This is a genomic window from Arenimonas sp. (genome assembly GCF_035312645.1).
Classification (GTDB): domain Bacteria; phylum Pseudomonadota; class Gammaproteobacteria; order Xanthomonadales; family Xanthomonadaceae; genus Arenimonas.
Genome location: NZ_DATGBO010000100.1, coordinates 1 through 5,176, shown reverse-complemented (window position 1 = coordinate 5,176; position 5,176 = coordinate 1). Strand labels below are relative to the sequence as shown.

General features: G+C 65.5%; 4 protein-coding genes. 1 reads left to right on the top strand and 3 read right to left on the bottom strand.

Annotated elements, in window-relative coordinates; all coding sequences use genetic code 11:
- Positions 1-8: 8 nt before the first annotated feature.
- The 3 genes from VKM35_RS09200 to VKM35_RS09190 form a co-directional block, all read right to left on the bottom strand.
- On the bottom strand, positions 9-392 hold the full coding sequence (locus VKM35_RS09200) for a hypothetical protein (RefSeq protein ID WP_324320655.1): 384 nt from the start codon (positions 390-392) through the stop codon (positions 9-11).
- 252 nt (positions 393-644) lie between these two features.
- Entirely contained in the window at positions 645-1,514 is an 870-nt protein-coding gene (locus tag VKM35_RS09195) for a PhzF family phenazine biosynthesis protein (RefSeq protein ID WP_324320653.1), read from the bottom strand.
- Positions 1,515-1,525: 11 nt separating this feature from the next.
- Complete coding sequence (locus VKM35_RS09190) at positions 1,526-2,395, bottom strand: PhzF family phenazine biosynthesis protein (RefSeq protein WP_324320651.1); 870 nt, start codon at positions 2,393-2,395, stop codon at positions 1,526-1,528.
- 56 nt (positions 2,396-2,451) lie between these two features.
- Between VKM35_RS09190 and VKM35_RS09185 the strand changes: the two genes are divergently transcribed.
- Complete coding sequence (locus VKM35_RS09185) at positions 2,452-5,064, top strand: bifunctional aspartate kinase/diaminopimelate decarboxylase (RefSeq protein WP_324320649.1); 2,613 nt, start codon at positions 2,452-2,454, stop codon at positions 5,062-5,064.
- Positions 5,065-5,176: the final 112 nt, after the last annotated feature.

Here is a 5,176-nt window from a genome sequence, read left to right as displayed (position 1 = left end):
GTCGAGCGTCAAGCGGAAATCGGAGGTCGTAACCCGGGGCCGGGATCGGCGGAGACAAAGCTGCCGATGGCAATGACCGGCAATGCAGGCCGGGGCAAGGAAATGCCCGGCAGCGAAAGAAGGGCAAGCGACAGCAATGCATTATTGGCCTGGCAGCGCATCAGGCACTGGTCATCGCAATTGGCGCTGGGAGCGGGGCAGGGCTTGCCTGCCTGATCGCAATCGCCACCGTGCCTCTTGTGCCCCATCATCTCGGCGCAGCAATCTTTCTTCATGCCGCCAGAGGCCGCTTGTGCCACGGCAAAGCCATTGACCAACAGCGCCATCGTCACCAGCACGGAGGCCAGAAGGCGAAGGAAGCGCGAGCGGAAGGGACGGAAGGAGGACTTCATGGGCTGCGGTGAGTGTACTCATCCCCGAACTCGGTGCAACGTGCATGAGTCCCAGTGCGATCCGGCAGGGCGCCTGATGTCGTGTTCGCTGCCAGACGCATGACCCCAGCCTTTTTCGCTTCCCCGCGGGAGCGCGCATGAGCGCGATTTCCCGCAAATTGCATGGGCACGCTTATTGATTCACAGCCGTCGCGCTTATGCGCGCTATCGCTGGATCAACAGCGGTCGCGGCCAGGGCCGCTCCTGCGAAAATCACCAGGCGATGTCGCCGTAGATCAGCGTCTGGCTTTCGCCGCCGACCCAGACCTCGTGCTGCGCATCGATCTGCAATTCCAGCGTGGCATCGCGGCCGATTTCGCGGCCCTGGCTGACGACATAACGGTTGCCGAGATCCCCGAGCGCGTTCGCTTCATCGAGGAAGCCGGCGATCGCGGCATTGGCTGCACCCGAGGCGGGATCCTCATCGATGCCGACACCGAGCGGGAACGCACGCACGACCATGTCGTACTCCACTTCCGGGCAGCGCGCGAAGATGCACAGACCCAGGCTTTGCGTCGTCTGCGCCAGTTCGCGGATGGCGTTGCGATCGGGACGAAAAGTGCGCACGGCATTTTCATCGGCGAGTTCGGCCAGCCACCAGCGCCGTCCGCCTTCGACCACGGCAGGCGCAGTGACTCCTGCTGGCGTCGCCGCGAGGATGTTTTGCAACAGGTCATCCTCGCTGCCTGCATAACGCACGATCCGCGAACGCGGCACACGCACCGACAAAGTCTGTCGATCTTCCTGCGTGAGGATCCGCACCGGCAGCAGGCCGGCCTGGCATTCCTGCAGCAGCGCGCCAGCGCGCGGTCTCGCGAAACCTGCGGCGAGCACCGCATGTGCGGTGCCGATGCTGGGATGGCCGGCGAAGGCGATTTCTTTTTGAGTTGTGAAGATGCGCACGCGGTAGTCGGCTTCAGACGTCGTCGGCGGCAGCACGAAGGTGGTTTCGGCGAGATTGGTCCAGGCGGCGATCGCCTGCATCTGTTCGCCGCTCAAATCGGCGGCGTCGAATACCACCGCCAGCGGGTTGCCGACGCCGGCGCGCGTGGCGAAGACATCGACCTGGAAAAACGGTCGCACCCGCGCCCGCCTCACCATGCGAGCGTGCCGGTGATCACGGTCTGGGTCTGGCCGCCGATCCAGATGCCGCCGGTATCGTCGACCTCGACCTCGATACGGCCATCGCGGCCGAGCTCGCGGCCCTGGCTCACGACATATTGCTGGCTGGGCAGGGCCTGGTTCTGGTGCAGCCAGGCGCCGATCGCGGCGTTCGCGCTGCCGGTGACCGGGTCTTCGGGAATGCCGTCGGCCGGGCAGAACGCGCGCACGGCGAGGGCGTAATCGCTATCGGTGGAAAAGGCGAACACGCACAGGCCGACCGCGCCGGTGCTTTCGGTGAGCGCGGCGATTGCGGCCAGTTTCGGTTGCATGCTGCGCACCGTCGCTTCGTCGGCGAGTTCGACGATCCACCAGCGCGGGCCGATGTCGATGATGGTCGCGGGCAGCGCGCCCAATGCGAGGTCTGCGAACGCGGCCTCCCATATCGCTGGATCCGGCGTCGCGGTGATCGCGCGACCACGTGGGGCACGCACAAAAATCCGTCGCGCCGCGCCTTCGCCCTCCACCCGCATCGGCAACAGGCCGGCCGCGCATTCCTGCACCAGCTTGCCGTCGACACTGGTGGCCAACCCGGCTTCGAGCGCAGCGTGGGCGCTGCCAACGCTGGGATGGCCGGCGAAGGGCAGCTCCTGGCGCGGGGTGAAGATGCGTACGCGATAACTCGCCTCGGTGGTGGTCGGCGGCAGCAGGAAGGTGGTTTCGGAGAGGTTGGTCCAGTTCGCGAAGGCCTGCATGTCGGCGGTATCCAGTCCCTCGGCGGCGATCACCACTGCCAGCGGATTGCCGGCGCCGGGACGATCGGCAAAAACGTCGAGCTGGAGAAAGCGGCGGGGCGGATGCATCGTTTATGATTCCGGATTCTGCGCACTGCGCGCCTGCCGATCATAGCGCCCCGCCCATGCCTTCCGACGCCGCCCCCGCCGACTGGATCGTCCTCAAGTTCGGCGGCACCAGTGTTTCCCGCCGCAACCGCTGGGACACGATCGGGCGCCTGATGCGCGAACGCCACGAGGGCAGGGGCGACGAACCCGCCCGCGTGCTGGTGGTGGTGTCGGCGCTTTCGGGCGTGACCAACGAATTGCAGGCGATCGCCGATCATCACGCCGATGGCGATGAGGTCGCGCGGCGCATCGAGGCGCTGGTGCTTCGTCATCGCAGCTATTGCGATGAGCTCGCGATCGATGCCGACGCTGTACTCGGCGAACGCCTCGCGGCGTTGCGCGCACTGGGCGACGATGCGCGGCGCAGCGCCGGCTCGCTGGCCTGGCAGGCAGAGGTCATGGCGCAGGGCGAATTGCTGTCATCGACGCTCGGCGTCGCCTATCTGCGCAGTCAGGGTCTGGCCGTGGACTGGCTCGACGCCCGCGACTGGCTCGATGCGCAGTCGCTGCCCAACCAGAACGACTGGTCGCGCCGGCTCTCGGTGTCCTGTCGCTATATCGGCGACAGCGCATTGCGCGCGCGTTTCAACGCGAATGCGCCGCTGCTGATCACGCAGGGCTTCATCGCCCGCGCCGAGGATGGTGGCACGGCGATCCTCGGCCGCGGTGGGTCCGATACCTCGGCCGCATATTTCGGCGCGCTGCTGCAGGCGCGGCGCGTGGAAATCTGGACCGACGTGCCCGGCATGTTCAGCGCCAACCCGCGCGCCGTGCCCGATGCGCGTCTGCTGTCGCGGCTCGACTACGAGGAAGCACAGGAAATCGCCACCACCGGCGCGAAAGTCCTGCATCCGCGCTGCATCCATCCCTGTCGCGAAGCGCGCGTGCCGATCTGGATTCGCGATACCGAGCGCCCCGAAATGGCCGGCACGGTGATCGACCATCGCGCCGCCACGGTGCCGGGCGTGAAAGCGATCAGTTCGCGTCGTGGCATTGTGTTGGTGTCGATGGAAACCATCGGCATGTGGCAGCAGGTCGGTTTTATTTCCGACGTGTTCGAGCGTTTCAAGCGCCACGGCCTGTCGATCGACCTGATTGGTTCGTCGGAAGCCAACGTCACCGTCTCGCTCGACCCTTCCGACAACCTGGTCAATTCCAATGTGCTCGATGCGCTCTGCGCCGATCTCGCGGAAGTGTGCCGGGTGAAGGTGATTGCGCCTTGCAGCGCGATCACCCTGGTCGGCCGCGGCATGCGCTCGCTGTTGCACAAGCTCACGGATGTGTGGAGCGAATTTGGCCGCGAGCGAGTGCATCTGATTTCGCAGAGCTCGAACGATCTCAACCTCACCTTCGTCGTCGACGAAGGCCTGGTCGACGGCATGATGCCGCGCCTACACGACCTGCTGACGCATTCGGGCGCGATGCCGGTGGATGTCAGCGAAGTCTTCGGACCGAGCTGGCGGCAGATCGAATCGCAGGGACGTCCGCGCCGGCCGGCTTGGTGGCATGGCCAGCAACAGCGCTTGCTCGACTCCGCAAAAAAAGGCACGCCGCGCTATGTCTACCACCTGCCGACGGTGCGCGAACGCGCGCGTGCGCTGGCCGACGTCGGTGCCGTCGATCGCCGTTTCTATGCGCTCAAGGCGAATTCGCATCCGCAGATTCTGCTGGCATTGGAGGCGGAAGGTTTCGGTTTCGAGTGCGTGTCGCAGGCCGAGCTCGAACACTTGTTCGCTGTGTTGCCGAAACTCGACCCGACCCGCGTGATGTTCACGCCCAGCTTCGCGCCGCGCGCCGAGTTCGCTGCCGCGATGCAACGCGACGTCTGGGTCACGCTCGACAGTCTCTATCCGCTGCGGCAATGGCCGGAATTGTTCGCCGGCCGCCAGATCGCGCTGCGCATCGATCCTGGTTATGGCCTCGGCCACCATGAAAAAGTGCGCACCGGCGGCAAGGAAGCGAAGTTCGGCCTGCCCGCGGAGACGCTGCCGGAGTTCATCGTCGCGGCGCGCGCGAACAAAACCACGATCACCGTGCTGCATGCGCATGTCGGCAGCGGCATCCAGGATGTGAAGCACTGGCCGCAGGTTTACGCGCAGCTGGTGAATCTCGCCGAACAGATAGGCACGGTCGCGGCGATCGATGTCGGCGGCGGCATCGGCGTGCCGTACGCGCCCGACGCCGAGCCCTTCGACATCGCCGCATTCGCCGCCGCGATGGCCGAGATCAAATCGGCCTGGCCGCAGTACGCATTGTGGATCGAACCGGGCCGTTACCTGGTCGCGGAATCCGGCGTGCTGCTGGCGAAGGTCACGCAGGTGGTCGCCAAACTTGGCGTGCGCCGCATCGGTGTCGATGCCGGCATGAACGCGCTGATGCGTCCGGCGCTGTACAACGCCTGGCACGAGATCGTGAACCTGACGCGCCTCGATGACGCCGACGGTTTGCCGGCGGAAGTGGTCGGCCCGATCTGCGAAACCAGCGATGTGCTCGGTCGCCGCCGCGCATTGCCGGACGCGACGATCGAAGGCGACGTGCTGTTGATCGCCACCACAGGCGCCTACGGATTCGTGATGGCCAATCGTTACAACTTGCGGGCGTTGCCGGTCGAGGAAGTGTTGGATGTCTGAGATGAATTTCCAGCGTGAGACAATCCGCGCATTCCGTTTCGTCCGTTGCGAGTTCGCTGCAGCCAGTGGCGAAGCGCGTCTGGTCTATGCCTTCGACGATGGCCCGGAACTG

Excerpts from the sequence above, each read along its gene's own strand:
- VKM35_RS09200 (WP_324320655.1), bottom strand. The coding sequence starts at position 392 with ATGAAGTCCTCCTTCCGTCCCTTCCGCTCGCGCTTCCTTCGCCTTCTG.
- VKM35_RS09190 (WP_324320651.1), bottom strand. The coding sequence starts at position 2,395 with ATGCATCCGCCCCGCCGCTTTCTCCAGCTCGACGTTTTTGCCGATCGT.
- VKM35_RS09185 (WP_324320649.1), top strand. The coding sequence starts at position 2,452 with ATGCCTTCCGACGCCGCCCCCGCCGACTGGATCGTCCTCAAGTTCGGC.